Source organism: Bacillus sp. NTK074B, assembly GCF_017303375.1.
In the GTDB taxonomy this organism is placed as follows: domain Bacteria; phylum Bacillota; class Bacilli; order Bacillales; family Bacillaceae_B; genus Rossellomorea.
On sequence record NZ_JAFKOH010000001.1, the window covers coordinates 464864 to 484556 of the forward strand.

The window sequence follows — 19693 nt, forward strand, 5'->3', positions numbered from 1 at the left end:
ACTGCACTAATCAATAGATAATTTGATTCTGTCGAAAAAAAGAAAGTGGTTACAAAGTATGATTGTACTAAATCAAAATATAAAGGCATCTAACGATTGCTAGATGCCTTCATCTATTTATATAACAGCTTTGTCTTCTTCCTCTTTAAGAACACGTACAAATTGTCCTTGGTTAATAGGATAACCTGCTTTGGTCAGTTTCACTTTCACAAGTTTCCCTACCATATCCTCTGTAGCAGGGAATACCACTTTCAAGTAGTTATCCGTGTATCCTACATAGAGATCATCTTTATAGATTTCTTCAGGAATGACTTCGAGTACGTCGTTTTCGAACTCCGAGGCATATTGTTTCGCTAATTGGTTTGAAAGTTCGATCAAGCGGTGAACTCGTTCATTCTTGATGTCTTCATCAATCTGGTCGTCCATTCGGGCAGCAGGTGTACCTGTACGCTTAGAGTATGGAAACACGTGAAGCTCAGAGAATTTATGTTCTTTGATGAAGTTATACGTTTCCATGAATTCTTCTTCCGTTTCCCCTGGAAAACCAACAATAACATCGGAAGTAACAGCAAGACCCGGTAAAGCCTTCTTAAGTTTTTCCAATCGCTCTGCAAAGAATTCCATCGTGTACTTTCTGCGCATTCTCTTCAGGACCGTATTGGAGCCTGATTGAAGTGGAATATGCAGATGCCTTACCACGATATCGGATTGATCGATCACTTCAATGACTTCGTCGGTCAATTGACTGGCTTCAATGGATGAAATACGGATTCTCTTCAGACCTTTCACCTTTTGCTCCAGGTCTTTAAGAAGCATGGCAAGATTGTAGTCCTTCATATCTTCACCGTATCCACCGGTATGGATACCGGTCAGGACGATTTCTTTGTAGCCTGCATCGACAAGCTGTTGAGCCTGATTGATGACTTCTTCAGGATCACGGGATCTCATCAGGCCACGGGCCCAGGGGATGATACAAAACGTACAAAAGTTATTGCAGCCTTCCTGAATTTTAAGAGAGGCGCGGGTGCGATCCGTGAACGCCGGGACATCCAATTCCTCGTACACACGGTTCTTCATAATATTCGTAACTCCATTGATAGGCTGGCGTTCTTTTTTATATTCTTCGATATACGTAAGCATTTTCCGACGATCCTGTGTACCTACTACGACATCGACGCCGGGGATAGCCATGATTTCGGCAGGTGACGTCTGGGCATAGCAGCCTGTTACACAGATGACTCCGTCAGGGTTCTTCCGAATGGCGCGGCGAATGACCTGCCTGCTCTTCTTATCCCCTGTATTGGTTACCGTACATGTGTTGATGACATATACATCTGCGATGGAGTCATACTCTACACGTTCATATCCTTCTTCTTTAAATAGTTGCCAAATGGCTTCTGTTTCGTAGTGGTTCACTTTACACCCTAAAGTGTGAAACGCTACTGATGGCATTACAATCACCTCATAAGTTCTAATTGATAGCTGATGGCTGAGAGTACATATAGCGGGGCCGTTTCCGTCCTAAGAATTCTCGGGCCGAGCCCGCATGTAAGGAAGCCTTCGCTCCTCAACAGTTCTATTTCCTTTTCAGATAATCCGCCTTCAGGGCCGAATATGACCAGTATACTCTGACGGGGTCCAATAGAGGAAAGCACTTTAGAAAGGTTCCCCTTCTCACCAGCTCGTGCATCTTCTTCATAAGCGACAAGTTTATAATCGAACGGTTCCTGAATCAATCTATTGAGTGAGACGGGCGCAGATACCTCAGGGACAAGCAGTCTATGCGATTGTTCAGCCGCTTCCTTCACTATCTTCTCCCACCGCTCCGTCTTTTTCTTTGCTTTTTTATCGTCCCATTTCACAATGGAGCGATCCGCATTAAAAGGGATAAATCGAGTGGCTCCAAGCTCCGTTCCCTTTTGGAAAATCAACTCCAATTTATCCCCTTTCGGCAGTCCGCTCGCAATGGTTACTTTAATTGGTAATTCTCTCGTCGATGTTTCCCATTGTACTACTGATAGTTCGACTGCGTCACTGGAAATCGTTGCAATACGGGTGATGGCTGATGCCTGATCCTTGAAGACGACGAATACTTCATCCTCTTCCTTCATTCTCATCACACGCACCATGTGATGATAGTCGTCTCCCGTTATGAAAATCGGATCATTATCTCGATATACGCTGTTAATAAAATATCGTTGCATTCAGGTTCAACTCCACCGTTTTTACTTTGTTTTACCGGGGCTTACACGCGATGATGGCTACCCAGTCTTCCATGACCATGATTTCTTCAATCTCGAAACCTGCGGCCTCCAATGAGTCACGCACCTCTTGCTTTTTGGGCTGGATAATCCCGGAAGTGATAAAATATCCACCAGGTTTCACTAGCTCGTATGCGTCTTCCGTAAAACGAAGGATGATCTCAGCCAGGATGTTCGCCACAATCACATCCGCTTGTCCAGTCACACCATTCAACAGATTATTGGCATCCACCGACACGGTATTCTGAACTTTGTTAAGCTTCACATTCAATCTCGCTGAACGGACAGCCACTTCATCCAGATCATAGGCCCTTACCTTGTCTGCTGCTAAAAGAGCCGATGCAATGGATAATACACCTGAACCAGTGCCGACATCTATAACAGAATCATTTTCCTTTACGATTCTCTCCAGAGCTTGAATACACATGACAGTTGTGGGATGAGTCCCTGTTCCAAATGCCATGCCAGGATCCAATTCTATTATGAGTTCGTCACTATGAACCGGAGTATAGTCTTCCCAAGTAGGGACAATCGTGAACATATCAGAGATTTTTACAGGATGGTAGTATTTCTTCCAGGCTGTGGCCCACTCTTCTTCATTCACCTCTGAAATTTCCACCTTATTTTCACCGATGTCGATATCATACGTGACAAGATTTGTAATTCCCTGCTTGATTTCATCAACCGTTTCTCCAAGGAAACTATTCACCGGTAAGTATGCCTTTACCAATACCCCTTCTGTAGGATAATCATCAGGATTGAGTTGGTAGATCTCACCAAACATATCTTCTCTTTCCTTAATTAACTCGGCAGGATCCTCTATGACCACACCGCTAGCTCCTGATTCATGAAGAATGTTTGAAATCGGCTCAATCGCTTCATTCGTCGTAAGAATACTGATTTCTGACCATTTCATTGATCTACCAACTCCGATCTTTCGTTATTCGCCCTTAAAGGCTTTTTTCACTTTATCGAAAAAACTTTCATGCTGTTCATCTGGGATTTGTCCACTGATATCCGCAAATTCCCTTAATAATTGCTTTTGCTTATCCGTCAGCTTGGATGGAGTGACCACCTTCACTTGAACATGCTGGTCACCAGTACCATATCCACGCACATTCGGTACACCTTTGCCTTTCAGACGGAACCTTGTACTTGTCTGAGTTCCCGCAGGTACCTTAAGCTTTACTTTACCGTGGAGTGTCGGCACCTCAATCTCATCTCCCAGTGCCGCTTGAGCAAACGTCACAGGCATTTCGCAATAAATATCATCTCCGTTACGTTCGAAGAAATCATGAGCGCGTACGTGGAAGACAACATACAGATCACCGGCAGGGCCGCCGTTTATACCAGGTTCCCCTTGCCCTGTCACACGCAGTTGCTGTCCATCATCGATACCTGCAGGGATTTTGACGGAAATTGTACGGCGCTTCTGAACTTTCCCTGCTCCACCACATGTTGAACATTTTTCCTTGATTTGTTTACCTGTACCGTTACAGTAGTGACAAACCCTTCTGTTCACGATGCGGCCGAATGGCGTATTCTGCTCGACATTCAATTGACCGGATCCATTACAGTGAGAGCATGTACTCACCTTCGTACCAGGCTTCGCACCGGACCCTTTGCACGTGTCACATTCTTCTTCTCTCGGAATCTCAATTTCTGTTTCTTTTCCGAATACCGCTTCTTCAAATGTCAGAGACATCGTATATTGAAGATCTGCACCTTGTCTAGGGGCATTCGGATCTCTTCTGCGGCCTCCGCCGCCGCCTCCGAAGAATGTATTGAAGATGTCTTCAAAACCACCGAATCCGCCGCCGCCAAAGTCAGCACCGCCGCCAAAGCCCTGGTTAGGGTCCGTATGTCCGAAACGGTCATATTGGGCACGCTTCTGATCATCACTTAAGACTTCATACGCTTCCGATATTTCTTTGAACTTTTCATCCGCATCCGCTTCTTTATTAATATCCGGATGATATTTTTTGGAGAGCTTGCGGTAAGCTTTTTTCATTTCGTCTTTTGAGGCATCTTTACTGATACCAAGAACCTCATAATAGTCCCGTTTACTCATTAAAACACCACTCCCGAATCCTTTGCATAAAGGTTATTTTAACATTGAGCTTTGACTATTATCAATAAAAACTCAACATTCCTTATAATTGATTGTGTCTGATAATTGAATGAAGCATCGCTTCTCCCGGCAATCATAGAAAAAGTCAAAGCCAAGAACCGCCCTGACTTTGACTTTTTCGTTCAAGTTACATTATTTCTTGTCGTCATTTACTTCTTCATATTCAGCATCGACTACGTCGTCGTCTTTTGAAGCTTCGCCTTCTGCACCTTGAGCTGCTTGAGCTTCCGCTTGAGCCTGTTCATATAGCTTCATCGTTAAGCTTTGAACGATTTCCTGCAATGCATCTTTCTTTTCGCGGATAAGATCCAGATCATCTTTCTCGATGGCTTCTTTTAATTCAGCCTTCGCATCTTCTGCTTTTTTCACTTCTTCTTCTTCTACTTTGCCTTCGAGATCTTTTAACGTCTTTTCCGTTTGGAATACAAGTTGGTCTGCCTCGTTACGAAGTTCGACTTCCTCTTTACGTTGTTTATCTGCTTCGGCGTTTTCTTCGGCTTCTTTCACCATACGTTCTACTTCGTCATCTGAAAGACCCGTAGAAGACTTGATTGTGATGTTTTGCTCTTTACCTGTTCCAAGGTCTTTCGCGCTTACATTCACGATACCGTTTTTATCAATATCGAATTTCACTTCGATTTGTGGTACACCACGTGGTGCCGGCGGAATGTCCGCTAATTGGAAACGTCCAAGGGTTTTATTATCAGCTGCCATCGGGCGCTCGCCCTGCAATACGTGAATATCAACAGCTGTTTGGTTATCGGCAGCAGTTGAGAATGTTTGGGATTTAGACGTTGGGATCGTTGTGTTACGCTCGATAAGCTTCGTTGATACGCCACCCATTGTTTCGATACCAAGTGAAAGTGGTGTAACGTCAAGAAGAACGACATCTTTTACGTCTCCAGTCAGAACTCCACCTTGAATCGCTGCACCCATTGCTACAACTTCGTCAGGGTTAACGCCTTTAGATGGTTCTTTACCAGTTTCTTTTCTGATTGCGTCTTGTACGGCCGGGATACGAGTTGATCCACCAACAAGAATGATCTTATCGATTTCGCTTGCAGAAAGACCTGCATCTTTCATTGCTTGACGAGTAGGTCCCATTGTACGCTCGACAAGATCAGAAGAGATTTCATCGAATTTCGCTCTTGAAAGAGTCACTTCCAAGTGAAGCGGTCCTGCTTCCCCAGCCGTGATGAAAGGAAGTGAAATTTGAGTTGAAGTCACTCCTGAAAGATCTTTCTTCGCTTTCTCAGCAGCATCCTTCAAACGTTGAAGAGCCATTTTATCTTTAGAGAGGTCGATTCCGTTCTCTTTTTTGAATTCGGCTACAAGATAGTCAATGATCACTTGGTCAAAGTCGTCTCCACCAAGACGGTTGTCACCGGCAGTAGAGCGTACTTCGAATACTCCGTCACCAAGTTCAAGGATCGAAACGTCGAATGTACCGCCACCAAGGTCATACACAAGGATTGTTTGATCTTGGTCCATTTTATCAAGGCCATAAGCTAATGCAGCTGCAGTTGGCTCATTTATAATACGCTCAACTTCAAGGCCTGCGATTTTACCTGCGTCTTTTGTGGCTTGACGTTCTGCATCGTTAAAGTAAGCAGGAACTGTGATGACCGCCTTCTCCACTTTTTCACCAAGATAGTCTTCTGCATATGATTTCAAGTGTTGAAGAATCATAGCTGAAATTTCTTGTGGCGTATATTCTTTTCCTTCTGCTTCTACTTTGTGGTCTGTTCCCATGTGACGTTTCACTGAAATGATTGTGTTAGGGTTTGTGATAGCCTGACGCTTCGCGACTTCCCCAACTTGCTTTTCACCATTTTTGAACGCGACAACCGAAGGAGTTGTGCGGTTTCCTTCTGCATTTGCAATTACCTTAGGTTCTCCTCCTTCAAGTACTGATACGCATGAGTTTGTTGTACCTAAGTCAATACCGATAATTTTACTCATAGTAAGAAACCTCCTTATTTTGTATATGTAATGTCTATATTATTGACTGACCTTCACCATTGAAGGACGAATTACTCTGTCTTTCAGCTTGTATCCCTTTTGGAATTCCTCGACCACGACATTGCTGTCGAAGTTTTCATCTTCCACTTGCATGACTGCTTGATGCAAATGAGGATCAAACTCCTGACCTACTGCTTCAATTGGTTCCACTCCCTCTTTCCTAAGGGCTTCAACAAGACTCCTGTGAACCATTCCCATTCCTTGAAGCAATTGTTTCGTTTGTTCATTATCAGCTTCTATATTTAAAGCACGCTCGAAATTATCGAGTGCCGGCAATAGTTCCGTAATCAATCCTTGAGCACGATATTTTTCCTTCGCCTCATTTTCAACGTTGACGCGACGACGGAAATTATCGAAATCAGCTCTTAGACGAAGATAACGATTTTCAGATTCATTCAGCTTTTCCTCTAATTGTGAAAGCTCATCTGATTGCTGCTCTTCTGCTGTTTCCTCTGCCTGAGGTTCTTCAGCGAACACTTCTTCCACAACTTCGCCGGTTTCCTCTTTCGCATCCTGCTGCTCTTGTTTTGTTTCTTCAGACATAACATTCACCTCCTTAAAATCACTTCTTGCCTTGATTATCTCACGATCACCTTAAAAGACCGAAAAAACTAATACGGGCCTTATTTTCCTTTATACAATATGTCCACTAATCACCACTTTGATACAGCTTCGTCAGGACCTTGGACATATCGTTCGAAAAGAAATTAAGTAAACTGACGACACGGGAATACTCCATCCGGGTTGGCCCGATGATCGCTATGGAACCTAATTGTTCTTTACCAATCGAATAAGTAGCGGTTATGAGACTGCAATTCTCCATAGCAAGATGATCGTTTTCTTTCCCGATCTTAATGTTCACTCCTGTCGCGGATGGACGGATCAGGTTATAGATGCTCTCTTCCTGTTCAATCATTTCAAGGAGCATCCGCACCTTTTGTACATCATTGAACTCGGGTTGATTCAGAATATTGGTCTTCCCTCCGAAGAACAGCTTATCCGTGACCGCAGGGTTGAAAGAATCCGTAAGGGAATGGAGGATAAAATCGTAATTTTGAATATGCTCTTTAAGCAAAAGAGCGACCTCTTTAAAGATTTTATCGTTCAGTTCACTAATTGGTACACCCGTCAAACGATCATTTAAAATATGAACAAGCTTCTCAAGCTCTGACGCATCCATTGTCGGGGGGATATGGAAAAGTTTATTTTCTACATGCCCGTTATCTGTGACAATGATGGCAATGGCCGTATCTTTATTCAGAGGAATCAGTTGAATCTTCTTCAGCTTGTTTTCCTTTAATTCCGGTCCCAATACAATCGTTGTATAATTTGTCAGCTCAGAAAGAATCTTCGCAGACTTTTGGACCACTTTCTCCAATTCATACATGCGCTCTGTGAAGATGGAACGAAGTGCATGAACATCATTTTTCGCTAATTTTTGTGGAGAAAGCAAGTGATCCACATAATACCGGTAACCCTTTTCTGATGGAACGCGACCTGAGGATGTATGTGTTTTTTCAATAAAACCCAAGTCCTCAAGATCTGCCATTTCATTACGAATGGTTGCCGAGCTGAACGAAATCTCATCCTTTTTTGACAAACTTCTGGAGCCTACAGGCTGAGCAGAAAGTATAAAATCATCAATGATCACTTGAAGAATTAGAAGTTGTCGATCTGTTAACAACATTCATCACCCCTGTTAGCACTCTACTAAGATGAGTGCTAAATCTAATTAATAAATTATCAAATCAGAAAAGGGATGTCAATATATTAGATTGGGTCTTTTCATTGAGCCTTTTGGCCGGAGTTGAAAATTAGCAAGTGCTAGTTGTTTTCCGCTACAGGTGCTCACTTTCTGCGGGGCGTGAGTTGAGCACCTTCCACTCCAATCAACTCTATGAGTATGAGTTGATTATTACCAGACTAAATAAACACCCGTACTCTAAAGATTAGACCAATTAGATCACTCCAAGGAATGATTGAAATACCTCGTTGCCTAAAAAGCGTCCCTGTTTCGTCAATGCCACCCGATCATCAGTTACCGAGAGTAGTCCCCGCTTTTCCATTTCTTCAATGGAAGCTCCGAATACAGATTCGATGCTTGTGCTGAATTTTTGTTGGAAAATGGCTTTACTGACGCCCTCTACTTTACGTAAACCCAGGAACATTTCCTCTTCCATACTTTCTGCTTTGGTGACATCATGCCCTTGTATGGTCGGCAGGGATCCTTGTGATATTGGGTCCATGTATTTCTTGAGCGGGCCGTAGTTTGAGTAACGCACTCCGTTTATATATCCGTGTGCGCCTGCTCCTAAACCATAATATTCATTATTGTCCCAATAAACGAGATTATGTTTGCTTTCAAATCCCGGTTTGGCAAAGTTACTGATCTCATATTGATTGACTCCATACCTCTCCATCGTTTCAATCAGTATCTCGTACATGGACGCTTCCTGGTCCTGGGATGGCAGCGGGAGCTTCCCTTTTCTCATTAGATTATAGAAGACCGTTTTCGGCTCTACGATGAGAGAATACGCTGAGTAATGGGGAAGATCAAGATCCAGTGCTTTTATTAAAGTATCCCTGAAATCTTCTTCTGTCTGCCGGGGCAGGCTGTAAATCAGATCAATACTGATATTCGAGAATCCCACCTTTTGAGCTGTATCCACCGACGTATAGACATCTTCACTTTTATGGGTCCTGCCAATTCCTTTAAGAAGCTCGTTATTGAATGATTGAACACCGAAGCTTAAGCGATTGACCCCGTGATCTTTTAGTACACGGAGCTTATCTTCCGTTAAATCTCCAGGATTCGCTTCAAAGGTGAATTCTCCTTTATCAAAAGGAAGATGGTTCGTGATTGATTCGCATAAGATATCCAGCTGTTTTGCATCAAGGGAAGTCGGTGTTCCCCCTCCTACAAAAATGGTGTCAAGCTTCTCCTGGGAAACGACCCTTTGCTTCATTTCATTCCCTAAGCTGATTAAGTATTCATTCACAGGCTGTCCTTCCAGGAAGACTTTATTGAAATCACAGTAGTGACATATATGTTCACAAAAAGGAATGTGAATATAAGCTGATTTTACCAAGAATTTCACTCCTTTTTAGCAATCATAGAGAAAAGGGGGTAAGTAGTGCCTGCAGAAACAAGCCACTTCCCCCCTTTATCATCTTGACAATTATTTTTTATCCGTTTCATCCATTTTCAAGACGGCCATGAAGGCTTCTTGTGGAACTTCAACATTACCAACGGACTTCATACGCTTTTTACCTTCTTTTTGTTTATCAAGAAGTTTACGTTTACGTGAAATATCTCCACCGTAACATTTTGCCAGTACGTTCTTACGAATGGCTTTGATGGTGGACCTTGCCACAATCTTCTGTCCGATCGCTGCCTGTACAGGTACTTCGAACTGCTGTCTCGGGATTAACTCCTTTAACTTCTCAACGATCAGCTTACCGCGTTCAAAAGCGAAATCACGGTGAACGATAAAGCTCAGTGCATCGACATTTTCACCGTTTAAAAGGATATCCATCTTCACAAGCTTGGATTCCTTGTATCCAATCAGCTCATAATCGAAGGAAGCGTACCCTTTCGTATTCGACTTCAATTGGTCAAAGAAGTCATAAACGATTTCAGCAAGGGGGATTTCATAAATGATATTCACTCGGGTGTCATCCATATATTGCATGTCGATGAAATTCCCGCGTTTTCCTTGGCAAAGTTCCATGACGGCACCAACGTAGTCATTTGGAACCATGATCGTTGCTTTCACATACGGCTCTTCTACATGATCCACTTTTTGCGGATCCGGCATCATGGACGGGTTGTCGACCTTAACTTCTCCACCATCCGTCAAATTCACATGATAGATAACGCTTGGCGCAGTCGTAATCAGGTCAATTTTGAATTCCCGTTCAATACGTTCCTGAATGATCTCCATATGAAGAAGGCCGAGGAACCCGCAACGGAATCCAAATCCTAGTGCCTGTGACGTTTCGGGCTCATATTGAAGCGCAGAATCATTCAACTCAAGCTTCTCGAGTGCTTCCCTCAAGTCGTTATAACGATTTGAATCAATCGGGTATAAACCGCAGTAGACCATAGGATTCATTCGACGGTACCCAGGCAGTGCTTCCTGAGCAGGATTGTTCGCAAGGGTGATTGTATCACCTACACGGGTATCCCCTACATTCTTGATTGCCGCCGTCAAGTAACCAACATCCCCTACGGTCAATTCTTTCTGACCTGTCGCTTTCGGTGTGAAGACACCGATCTCGGTTACTTCAAACTCTTTGCCTGTTGCCATCATACGGACTTTATCCCCTATTTTGACGCTTCCTTCCATCACACGGATGTAGGCAACGACTCCTCTGTAGGCGTCATACAATGAGTCAAAGATCAGGGCTTTCAATGGTGCATCCGGATCTCCTGTAGGAGCAGGCACCTTTTCAACTACCTGCTCTAGGATTTCCTCGATCCCGATTCCGGCTTTGGCAGATGCAAGTACCGCTTCCGATGCATCCAGACCGATGACATCTTCTACTTCCTGACGAACCCTTTCAGGATCAGCTGCAGGAAGGTCGATTTTATTGATGACTGGAAGGATTTCCAAGTTATTATCCAAAGCAAGATAAACGTTTGCAAGCGTCTGGGCTTCGATTCCCTGAGCGGCATCCACTACCAGGACAGCTCCTTCGCAAGCAGCTAAACTACGGGATACTTCGTATGTAAAGTCTACGTGGCCCGGTGTATCAATGAGATGGAATATATATTCTTCCCCATCCTTCGCCTGATACTTTAATTGTACTGAGTTTAATTTGATGGTGATCCCACGTTCTCTCTCAAGATCCATTGAATCCAGCAATTGCGCTTTCATTTCACGGGCAGTCAGTGCTTTCGTCTTTTCAAGTATGCGATCAGCGAGGGTAGACTTTCCATGATCGATATGAGCAATAATGGAAAAGTTTCTGATTCTCGACTGTCTCTCTAATTTTTCTTCACGGTTCATTATTCGTTCAACTCCTGTTATTTCCACACATGTACACTATTTTGAATTATAGCAGTAGACTATCTATTATTCAATGTAAACTAAAAGGGCAGAAGGAATTCCTTGTTTTTATTGAAATTTCACTGATATTCCCCAAAAAAAGAGAAGGCCTCACGAAGTGCCTTCTTAGTCCCATTAAATGAACGAAGCTATAACGTCCACTATTTTATTGGTGATGCTTTCGATTGTATTGGCTATTACTTTTCCGATGGACGAGAAAACATTGAAGGCTTTCATCTCTTCCAGTTTCTCTTTCTTCTCACTCAGGGTTTTGGAATCTACCTCATTACCAAGGAAGGAGGCTTCTACATTCCCTTCACCGTTTTGACTGACCCCGACAGGCGAAGTGAAATTTTGTTGGTCATGCCCCTTCATTTCAACAATTCCTTCATTGGCATATTGCATGCCGATCAACACCCCGATGAATAATGCAGCTATGAGAAGTGAACATTTTAAAAAGAATTTTGTCATGATTCCATCCATCCTTTTATTACTGACTAACAGCAGGCGTCATCGGTATATGATTCACCTTTTCTGCCTGCCAGTAGTAATCAGCGAATACTTCAGCGAACGCCCCCGCGGTTCTCTCAAGCTCTTCAAATGTATTATCCACCCCGCCAAACTCTATGAGCATGGCGTTCCCGGAAAGGTCCTGGTTGAATTTCCCGTTTGTACCGCTTCCTTTTTTAGCAATGACACCTCTTGAAATCCCCTTATACTTTGATTCCAGTCGTTTATGAAGTTCTGTAGCCACATGCAGGTTTTTCTCATAGTTAGGGTGCTCTTCTCCTACAACAAAGGCAAGCTTCGCATATGATTTGCCATTAATCGCTCCGGTCGTTACTTCTCTTCTCTGGGAATCCCGATGAATATCGACCATATACAACAAATCTTTATTACCGGTCATCGCTGCCTGCACGAGTGGTCTGGACTCCTGATACGCCGCCCAATAATCGAGACCCTTATTATTCAAATTCTGTATCACATCGGTTTTATCAATGCTAGTACCGATCCCGAGATCCTCTAAATCCTGTTTCAGCATGTCCCCTACCCTGGTTACATTGATTTTAGAGTGCATGGCTGAATCGGGATTTGTGACTCCCTCCAGGTAAGGCAGATAAGATTCCCGGGTATGGGTGAAATAGAGAAGGACCGTCTTTTTATTTCCAGTGGATAATGGCGGTGACACGTCGCCGCTTTTTTGATTTGTTTCTTTCAGGTTGCCTACATTCTTGAGCGGTGCTTCATTTCCTGATTCCAGAGCCTCAGGGGGCGGGATGGATTCAATCGGCATATTCGTAAAATCAGTCCCCTCTCCAGCTACCATGATATCCCCATCGAAAATCGAGAATCCCGGAAGCTCACGACCGAGGAAGCTTCGGGGATCTTCAAAGCTTACATTGGTTGCCACTTGAAACAAGATAGAAGACAGGCCGGGTAAAGCCCTCTCCTCTTCGGGAATAACTTGATAGAAAGACCGGTTTTCCATTGCCAATATTTTATATAAGACCTCACCCTTCACATTGGAAGCAGCATGATTCAGAGAGTTCGACGTAATTCTGTACTCAGGGTTCAAGGATGTGAGGATACCGGTGATCGAAAAAATTGAAAGCAATCCCACCACGAAGATCAGCATTCCTTTCAGTATCGTTGACATATTAATCGCAATAACATAGTTAGAGGCTTTATATGATCTCATTCTCCCACCCTTTCTTTTTCTTTACTCTAGTACAACCTATGAATTTGCTAGAGATAATAGAACTATATTTAGTAGTCATTATGAGATGATTGACGGAAAGTTAAACGGGGGGAGTCTATTAATTTTTCGCTAGAGGATGTTCCCGGTTAAAACACGGGGTATTACTGACTATGGTGGGGCAGGAATGAGAGTATTATCTTTTTGAACATATAGGGGGATTGATTTTCATGAAAATGGCAGCTGAAAGCCTATTACAGCCTCTTCCTGGGGTTTTGGGGAATATTAATGGAGGCATCAGCGATATTCCAAATTCCTCAGTGAAACGCCTTATCCATCTGTTTAAAAAAATAAAGACACCTCAAGGTCCACACTCTTCCCTCAAGGCGTCATTACAACCTTTCTTTTATCTTGTCTGATACCCCGTATTCGCCTGATCTACGGCATCATGAAGCGCGGCATTGAGGCCGCTTGCGATAAGATTCGCCATGTCCTCCATGAATACATCCACTTCTTTTGGGGTCACCATCAGGTTATGACCGATCGGAGCCAGTACCTCATGGATCAGCTTCCGTTTCTCTTGATCCGGAAGTGTCCCGACAATGCCCATAAAGGTTTGCCGGTGCTCTTCCTCAGGCAGGTCTTCCTCAGTTAATTTCCTTCTCTCGCCGAAGCTTAATCCTGCAGGGGCAAGCGATCTTGATGGACGATCTCCTTCTCTCATTTCTTTGCCAAAATGTTTTAATAGAAAATCCACCGTATCACTGACGATCGTGACCGCATCCAAAACAGTTGGAACCCCGATGGCAATGACCGGAACACCTAACGTTTCCTGATCCAACCCTTTTCGCTTATTCCCCACTCCCGACCCCGGATGGATGCCTGTATCTGAAATCTGGATGGTTGCATTGACGCGTTCTATGGAACGGGAGGCTAATGCATCAATGGCGATGATGAAATCAGGCTTTGATTTCTCCACCACACCGAAGATGATATCACTTGTTTCAATTCCCGTCAGTCCCATCACGCCAGGTACGAGGGCACTGACCGGGCGATACCCTTCTTCCACTGATTCAGGCTGAAGTTCAAATAAATGCCTTGTCACAATGACATCTTCACATACCCTTGGTCCGAGAGAATCAGGGGTCACATTCCAGTTTCCGAGCCCGACAATTAAACAGCTAGCATTTTTGCTGATCTTGTTATTAATCAAGAATTGGCTAAGTTCATTGGCGAATACCTTTTCAACACGCTGTTGCAGCTCTGTATTTTCTTCACGTATACCATGAGCCTCAATGGTTAAATAGTTTCCCGGTTTCTTGCCGATTTTCTCTTCCCCTTCAGGTGTCACCGTGACCAGGGAAACCTTCACTCCGTCTTCTTCCCTTTCTTTAATCATCACACCCTGAATGGATGACGTATTTTCCGCTTTATCTGCATCCACCATTTCTTTTGCTTCTACTGCAAGATCGGTACGGATGGAATATTTACTCAGATCGATTTCTTCTTTTTTCATTTCGCACTCTACCTCCAGGCTTGGGATATTTTCCAGTATTTTTTTATGGTTACCTTTTTGGCAAGTGTTCATTCACTTGTTTAATTTCACCTCATAGTATTGCAATATCACTGTCCGTTTGATAAAATATCATTTGTTCTTATTGTTTAGGAATTTAAATCGAGTCACATAGAATCTCGATCCTTTTATAGGAGGTGACAGGAATGCCAAATATCAAATCAGCTATCAAACGCGTAAAAACTAGCAACGAGCGTAATGCTCAAAACGCTGCAGTAAAATCTACAATGCGTACTGCTATCAAGAAAGCAGAAGCAGCTGCGACTAACAGCGCTGATAACGCGAAAGATCTAGTAACTGAAGCGGTACGTCAATTAGACAAAGCAGCTCAAAAAGGTCTTATCCACAAAAACGCTGCAGATCGTCAAAAGTCTCGTCTAATGAAAAAAGCGAACTAATTGAAGAAAACCACCCGGCCATTTTTGGCAGGGTGGTTTTTTTTACGTAAAACGTTGATCATGAAGTTTAAATAGAAACATTTCGATCATCAGTTCTTTTTTGATCTTGCCCGTTTTGATTTCATAGTCCCCCTGGGAAAGCAGCTCAATAATATGAGCCAGCTGTTTATCATTAAAATGCTTTGCCTGTCCAGCTGCGAGTTTTACCCTGAACGGGTGTACCTTCAAGGTGGAAGCGATTTTCTGCTGTCCATACCCTCTTCGTGAGAGCTCCTTGACACCGTAGATCAGGCGGAATTGCCCGGCAAGGATCGCCAGGATTTTTATCGGTTCTTCGTTTTGCTTGAGGAGATCGTAATAGATTCTTAACGCCTCATCTGTTCTTCTTTGAACGACTTTATCCACCAGAGTGAAAATATTTTGTTCCAGTGATCTGGCGGTTAACCGTTCGACTACTTCTATATCGATTCTGTTGGTGTCACTTGCATATAAAGAGAGCTTATCCAATTCCTGAGTGAGCATCATCAAGTTCGTTCCTGCAAGCGTGAGCAATAATTCGATGGCATCTTCATCAATCTGAACGTTATTCCCGGCTGCCCTTTCCCTTACCCAGGATTTCAGTTCATGTTCATTCAATTTTTTGGCTTCCACTACTTCTGCAAGCTTCTTTAAGGACTTGGTGACTTTTTTACGCTCGTCCAATTTCTCGTAATTCGCGGTGATCACAAGTATCGTGTATGGTGCAGGTGATTGTATGTATTGTTCAAAGCGCTTGATATTATGCTCTACCTTTTCTTTCGTTTTTTCAGCCGTCAGGAAAACGGGATTCTGAAGAATGACTACTCTTTTTTCTCCCATAAAAGGAAAGGTTTCAGCGTCTTCAATCGCTACTTCTATCGGCGTCTCCTCCAGGTCATAGCTGGAAAAGTTAAAATCCATTTCTTCTTCTGAAATGGCTCTTGAAACAATCCTTTGTTTCGTTTCATTAATAATAAATGATTCATTTCCGTAAACTAAATATATATCGGCAAATTGAGACTTCTCTATTTTTTTCCATGTATCGATAACCAAGTCAGCACTCTCCATTAAGTCTATTCTCTACTCTATGGTAAAAAAGCTTTCTGGTTTTGGCAAGGGGTAAAGGGGACATCCCTCATTAGGACACCCCCTATATCTATATTAACGTTAACGGATAAGACCTAGGAACCTGATCCGCCAACGGTATTTCCTTTGTATTGATTAGTGTCACCACACATCCATAAACTTATGGGTGACAACTCTTGTCAGTAAAGGAAAAAGTAAAGGGAAGTATAGATTTTTCATTAGCGTTGTTCTATACTAGAATAGAAATAGGAGGGGTAATTGTGAACCAATTTGAAAAGAATGTACAATCAAAAAGAAATGATGCAGTAGATTCAGGTGTAGCCTTCGGTGTTTCTTTTGGATTCTTTGCATTAATGTTCATTATTGCAACAGCGATCAAATTAATTGGATCTTAATGAAAAATAGGAAGCAGGCCTTTAAGAAAACGGTTACTTCAACTTCCATATATGGTACTTTCCGTATCATAAAGATGGTTTGAATGCCCTGATTCTTTGTAATAGGTCTGCCCCTTTTTTCATTAGCGCTTAATTTGTTTTGTTCTACATCCTATGGCAGTTGGGCAGAAAACGTTCCTTCTTTATCCCAAAATCGATAGGTGATTGCCCCGTTCCCTGCCGTGTTATAAATGGCCACTCCTCTAGTTGTCAATCGCTTGACCACGTCAGGATGCGGATGGCCGAATCGATTGGTTTCTCCTGCAGAGATAACTGCGAAGTCTGGACTCGCTTCCTCTAGAAAAGGCTCTGTACTACTTGTATTACTGCCATGGTGACCGACTTTTAACACATCGACCTGCATATCGAATGTCTTCAATAACTCTCTTTCCCCTTCCTCCTCCAAGTCTCCTGTAAACAACCATTTCATGAATCCGATATCTCCATAGATGACAATGGAGTCGTTATTCCCTTCATATGCTGTATCCAGGGGAGAAACGATATGCAATCCTTCCTCATCCCCACGCCAACTGGTAGGATACATTGCCTCTTTAACGGAAATCCTTTTGCTTTGTGCCTTTTTAACAATGTTACCCACTTCCAATTTCCCCATGCTTCCGGGACTGATCAAGATTTCCCTTACCTTCACTTCATCTATCACTGCTTCTGCACCGCCTACATGATCGAGATCCCCATGAGTTAAAATCAACGTATCGATACGCGTGATTCCTTTACTTTTTAAAAACGGAACGACAATATCCTCTCCTACAGAGAAAGTGCTGCCTTTTTCCTCCCATTTCTCTTCCGGGAAGTGAATTTCCCCTCCTGCATCGATTAAGAAGGTACCCCGGTTATAAGGTAGGTCGATCAAGGTTGCATCTCCTTGTCCGACATCAATGAAAACGACTTCCCCATAAGGATGAAAATTATTCCATAGTAGATGAAGACTTCCAAACACAATAAACAGTACACCCGAGAGGTATTTTTTCCTTTCAAAACCGGCAAATACGTAATAGATCAGAATAAGATAACAGAGTAAAAGAAGAAAATGGGGTCTCCCCATCACCAGAGTGCTTAGAGGAAAAGAAGAAACCTCAGAAGATAGCCATTGAATTCCTTCCAAGAGGGTTTTGTAAGGAACCATGACCCATCCGGCAGTTACGATTGACGATAGAAAATAAACGATGATGGCCATCGGGAGGACGATAGCGGAAAAAAGCGGTATATAAAAGAGATTGGTCAGAAAACCGATTAAGGAAAATTCGTAGAAATGATGGATCACGATGGGAAGTGAAGATAACTGGGCTACGATTGTTACCATGAACATTTGCCTGAAGGAGGATGAGGATGCATCCTTTAATATTGTCCGGGATGAAATCACAAGGGAGAAACTGACCACAAAAGATAATTGAAATCCTGCGTTAAATACGGAGAATGGCTCGTACAAGACAAGAATTAGAAATACTGCCGCTAAACTATCGAACACGCTGATATTCAGAGATGTTTTTTTACCCAACAGGAGTACAATTAGCATAGAAGATGCCCTGACAACAGAAGGTGAGCCGCCTGTCAATATGATGTAGCAAAGAAGAAAAAAAATGCCCACCCATGATGCAGCTTCCCGGGTTACACCCGCCCTTAATAAAAAATGATGAAGGAATGCAAATAACAGACCCACATGAAGACCTGAAATGGCAAGGAGATGCACAACACCGAGCTCCCTGAATGACTTCATCGTGTCCTCTTTAATCATCCCTGTCTCCCCGAATAATAATGCCTGTGTCACTCCGACAGTGGATGGCGGGAAACTCTGTTCTATTCTTTTTAACCCTTTGAATCTCAGCGTAATCAACGCATCCTTCCAAGAACCCCTACCTCTGCATCCCTTGAATTTCTTTATGTCCAGGAACCAATATACCCCTTGATAATAAAGAAATTCTTTATAGTTGAATAAATTAGGATTTTTATTTGGACTGGGTTCAGTAAGCTCTCCCTCCACTTCGCACATAAATCCTGGTTTCAATTGTTGAAACGCTCTTTTTTCCTCTTCTGATGTGAAATAATAGCGGGACAGGACTTTTTCACCACGTATTCTTACCAGGGAGTTGAATGAATTGCCGTCGATGGACGGGATATCTTTTATAGTCAGCTGAAAGGTATGGGCTGTGGTTTGTTGGGAAAGTTTTGTTTTCTGATGGGTTTGGTGGAAATGGGCATTGGTGAAAGAAAAAATGGTAAAGAAAACAGCAAGCAGGATGGGGGTAAGGGAGGTTTTTCTGAAGTATAGAGAAAAGAGGAGAAGGACAAGGATGCTAGCACCCCAGTGAACCTGAAGTGCCAGTAATGTCCCTGACAGAACCGCCAAAGCCAAGTAGAGATATAACCCTCTACTCATTGAAAAGCTTTATGTATTCCTGTTCATAATGGTGAAGTTTCTCCTCTGACACTCCCTCTTGTCTGAGATCCTGGATCAATTGGATCATTAATGCTGCTTTTTCCTTATGTTTGACATCGATACTGCTTTCCTGAAAAGGGACTTTCTCAACATGGACATCGGCCTTTTCAAACAGTTCTATTGCGTACCGATGATTTTTGTAATCTTTTGCATAATAAACCGTCTTGATCCCCGCTTGAATCAGCGCCTTACAGCATTGAAGACAAGGAAAGTGAGTGACGTATATGTCCGCATTTTCCGTCCCGACACCGAATTTTGAACATTGCAGAAGAGCATTCATTTCTGCATGAATGGTCCTTACACAGTGATTGTCGATGACATAACATCCTTCATCTATACAATGATCCCCACCGGCAATGGATCCATTATAGCCGCCTGCGATGATCCGCTTGTCCCTTACGATGGTTGCACCCACTGCGAGTCTTGTGCACGTACTGCGGAGGGCAAGCAGTTGGCTCTGAGCCATGAAATACTGATGCCAAGCTATTCTTTCCATCCCCATTCCTCCTTCTGTTATGCGGTGTATTAATCATGCTTGTTTAAGTGTATAAAGATTTCCTCTGTTTCG

Annotated in this window: 18 protein-coding genes; 3 read left to right on the top strand and 15 right to left on the bottom strand. The window is 43.0% G+C overall.

All coding sequences use genetic code 11. From position 1 onward, the window contains the following. Window positions 1–117: 117 nt before the first annotated feature. From mtaB to spoIIP, 11 genes are all read right to left on the bottom strand, one after another. Window positions 118–1452, bottom strand: a complete 1335-nt coding sequence (mtaB, locus tag JI667_RS02520) for a tRNA (N(6)-L-threonylcarbamoyladenosine(37)-C(2))-methylthiotransferase MtaB (RefSeq protein ID WP_206850061.1) — start codon at window positions 1450–1452, stop codon at window positions 118–120. A gap of 5 nt (window positions 1453–1457) precedes the next feature. Continuing rightward, window positions 1458–2204 carry a 16S rRNA (uracil(1498)-N(3))-methyltransferase gene (locus tag JI667_RS02525; protein ID WP_206850064.1) on the bottom strand — a complete coding sequence of 249 codons (747 nt, stop codon included), beginning with the start codon at window positions 2202–2204 and terminating at the stop codon, window positions 1458–1460. A 31-nt stretch (window positions 2205–2235) separates the two neighbouring features. Further along, a complete protein-coding gene (gene prmA / locus JI667_RS02530; protein WP_206850066.1) occupies window positions 2236–3177 on the bottom strand; it encodes a 50S ribosomal protein L11 methyltransferase in 942 nt (313 codons plus the stop codon). Between the two features lie 24 nt (window positions 3178–3201). Beyond that, the gene (dnaJ, locus tag JI667_RS02535; RefSeq protein ID WP_206850068.1) at window positions 3202–4332 is read right to left on the bottom strand and encodes a molecular chaperone DnaJ; all 1131 of its coding nucleotides are present in this window, start codon (window positions 4330–4332) and stop codon (window positions 3202–3204) included. Between the two features lie 192 nt (window positions 4333–4524). Further along, window positions 4525–6354: a molecular chaperone DnaK gene (gene dnaK, locus JI667_RS02540; protein WP_206850076.1), complete on the bottom strand. Its 1830-nt coding sequence runs from the start codon at window positions 6352–6354 to the stop codon at window positions 4525–4527. A 39-nt stretch (window positions 6355–6393) separates the two neighbouring features. Continuing rightward, window positions 6394–6957, bottom strand: a complete 564-nt coding sequence (gene grpE, locus JI667_RS02545) for a nucleotide exchange factor GrpE (protein ID WP_206850083.1) — start codon at window positions 6955–6957, stop codon at window positions 6394–6396. Between the two features lie 106 nt (window positions 6958–7063). Beyond that, window positions 7064–8098, bottom strand: coding sequence for a heat-inducible transcriptional repressor HrcA (hrcA, locus tag JI667_RS02550; protein WP_206850526.1), 1035 nt, complete (start codon window positions 8096–8098; stop codon window positions 7064–7066). 274 nt (window positions 8099–8372) lie between these two features. After that, window positions 8373–9503 carry a radical SAM family heme chaperone HemW gene (gene hemW / locus JI667_RS02555; protein WP_206850085.1) on the bottom strand — a complete coding sequence of 377 codons (1131 nt, stop codon included), beginning with the start codon at window positions 9501–9503 and terminating at the stop codon, window positions 8373–8375. A 90-nt stretch (window positions 9504–9593) separates the two neighbouring features. After that, the gene (gene lepA / locus JI667_RS02560) at window positions 9594–11426 is read right to left on the bottom strand and encodes a translation elongation factor 4 (protein ID WP_211201163.1); all 1833 of its coding nucleotides are present in this window, start codon (window positions 11424–11426) and stop codon (window positions 9594–9596) included. A gap of 174 nt (window positions 11427–11600) precedes the next feature. Beyond that, window positions 11601–11936 (bottom strand): DUF3679 domain-containing protein, encoded by a 336-nt coding sequence (locus JI667_RS02565; protein WP_206850087.1) that lies wholly within the window; start codon window positions 11934–11936, stop codon window positions 11601–11603. A 19-nt stretch (window positions 11937–11955) separates the two neighbouring features. After that, the gene (spoIIP, locus tag JI667_RS02570; RefSeq protein WP_206850089.1) at window positions 11956–13164 is read right to left on the bottom strand and encodes a stage II sporulation protein P; all 1209 of its coding nucleotides are present in this window, start codon (window positions 13162–13164) and stop codon (window positions 11956–11958) included. A gap of 227 nt (window positions 13165–13391) precedes the next feature. Here spoIIP and JI667_RS02575 point away from each other — a divergent pair, with 227 nt between their 5' ends. Further along, window positions 13392–13580: a hypothetical protein gene (locus tag JI667_RS02575; RefSeq protein WP_206850091.1), complete on the top strand. Its 189-nt coding sequence runs from the start codon at window positions 13392–13394 to the stop codon at window positions 13578–13580. On the opposite strand, the gene gpr is transcribed toward JI667_RS02575, so the two are convergent. Then, window positions 13568–14677 carry a GPR endopeptidase gene (gpr, locus tag JI667_RS02580; protein WP_206850093.1) on the bottom strand — a complete coding sequence of 370 codons (1110 nt, stop codon included), beginning with the start codon at window positions 14675–14677 and terminating at the stop codon, window positions 13568–13570. The two genes, JI667_RS02575 and gpr, sit on opposite strands and share 13 nt — an antisense overlap. Before the next feature lie 203 nt (window positions 14678–14880). Between gpr and rpsT the strand changes: the two genes are divergently transcribed. Next, window positions 14881–15132: a 30S ribosomal protein S20 gene (gene rpsT / locus JI667_RS02585; protein ID WP_034757447.1), complete on the top strand. Its 252-nt coding sequence runs from the start codon at window positions 14881–14883 to the stop codon at window positions 15130–15132. Between the two features lie 42 nt (window positions 15133–15174). On the opposite strand, the gene holA is transcribed toward rpsT, so the two are convergent. After that, a complete protein-coding gene (holA, locus tag JI667_RS02590; protein WP_206850095.1) occupies window positions 15175–16203 on the bottom strand; it encodes a DNA polymerase III subunit delta in 1029 nt (342 codons plus the stop codon). A 293-nt stretch (window positions 16204–16496) separates the two neighbouring features. Between holA and JI667_RS02595 the strand changes: the two genes are divergently transcribed. Beyond that, a complete protein-coding gene (locus JI667_RS02595) occupies window positions 16497–16631 on the top strand; it encodes a YqzM family protein (RefSeq protein WP_034757445.1) in 135 nt (44 codons plus the stop codon). Window positions 16632–16782: 151 nt separating this feature from the next. Here JI667_RS02595 and JI667_RS02600 read toward each other — a convergent pair whose 3' ends face one another. After that, on the bottom strand, window positions 16783–19065 hold the full coding sequence (locus JI667_RS02600; RefSeq protein ID WP_206850097.1) for a DNA internalization-related competence protein ComEC/Rec2: 2283 nt from the start codon (window positions 19063–19065) through the stop codon (window positions 16783–16785). Continuing rightward, complete coding sequence (locus tag JI667_RS02605) at window positions 19058–19621, bottom strand: ComE operon protein 2 (RefSeq protein ID WP_206850100.1); 564 nt, start codon at window positions 19619–19621, stop codon at window positions 19058–19060. The genes JI667_RS02600 and JI667_RS02605 overlap by 8 nt, the downstream gene beginning before the upstream one ends. Window positions 19622–19693 lie beyond the last annotated feature (72 nt).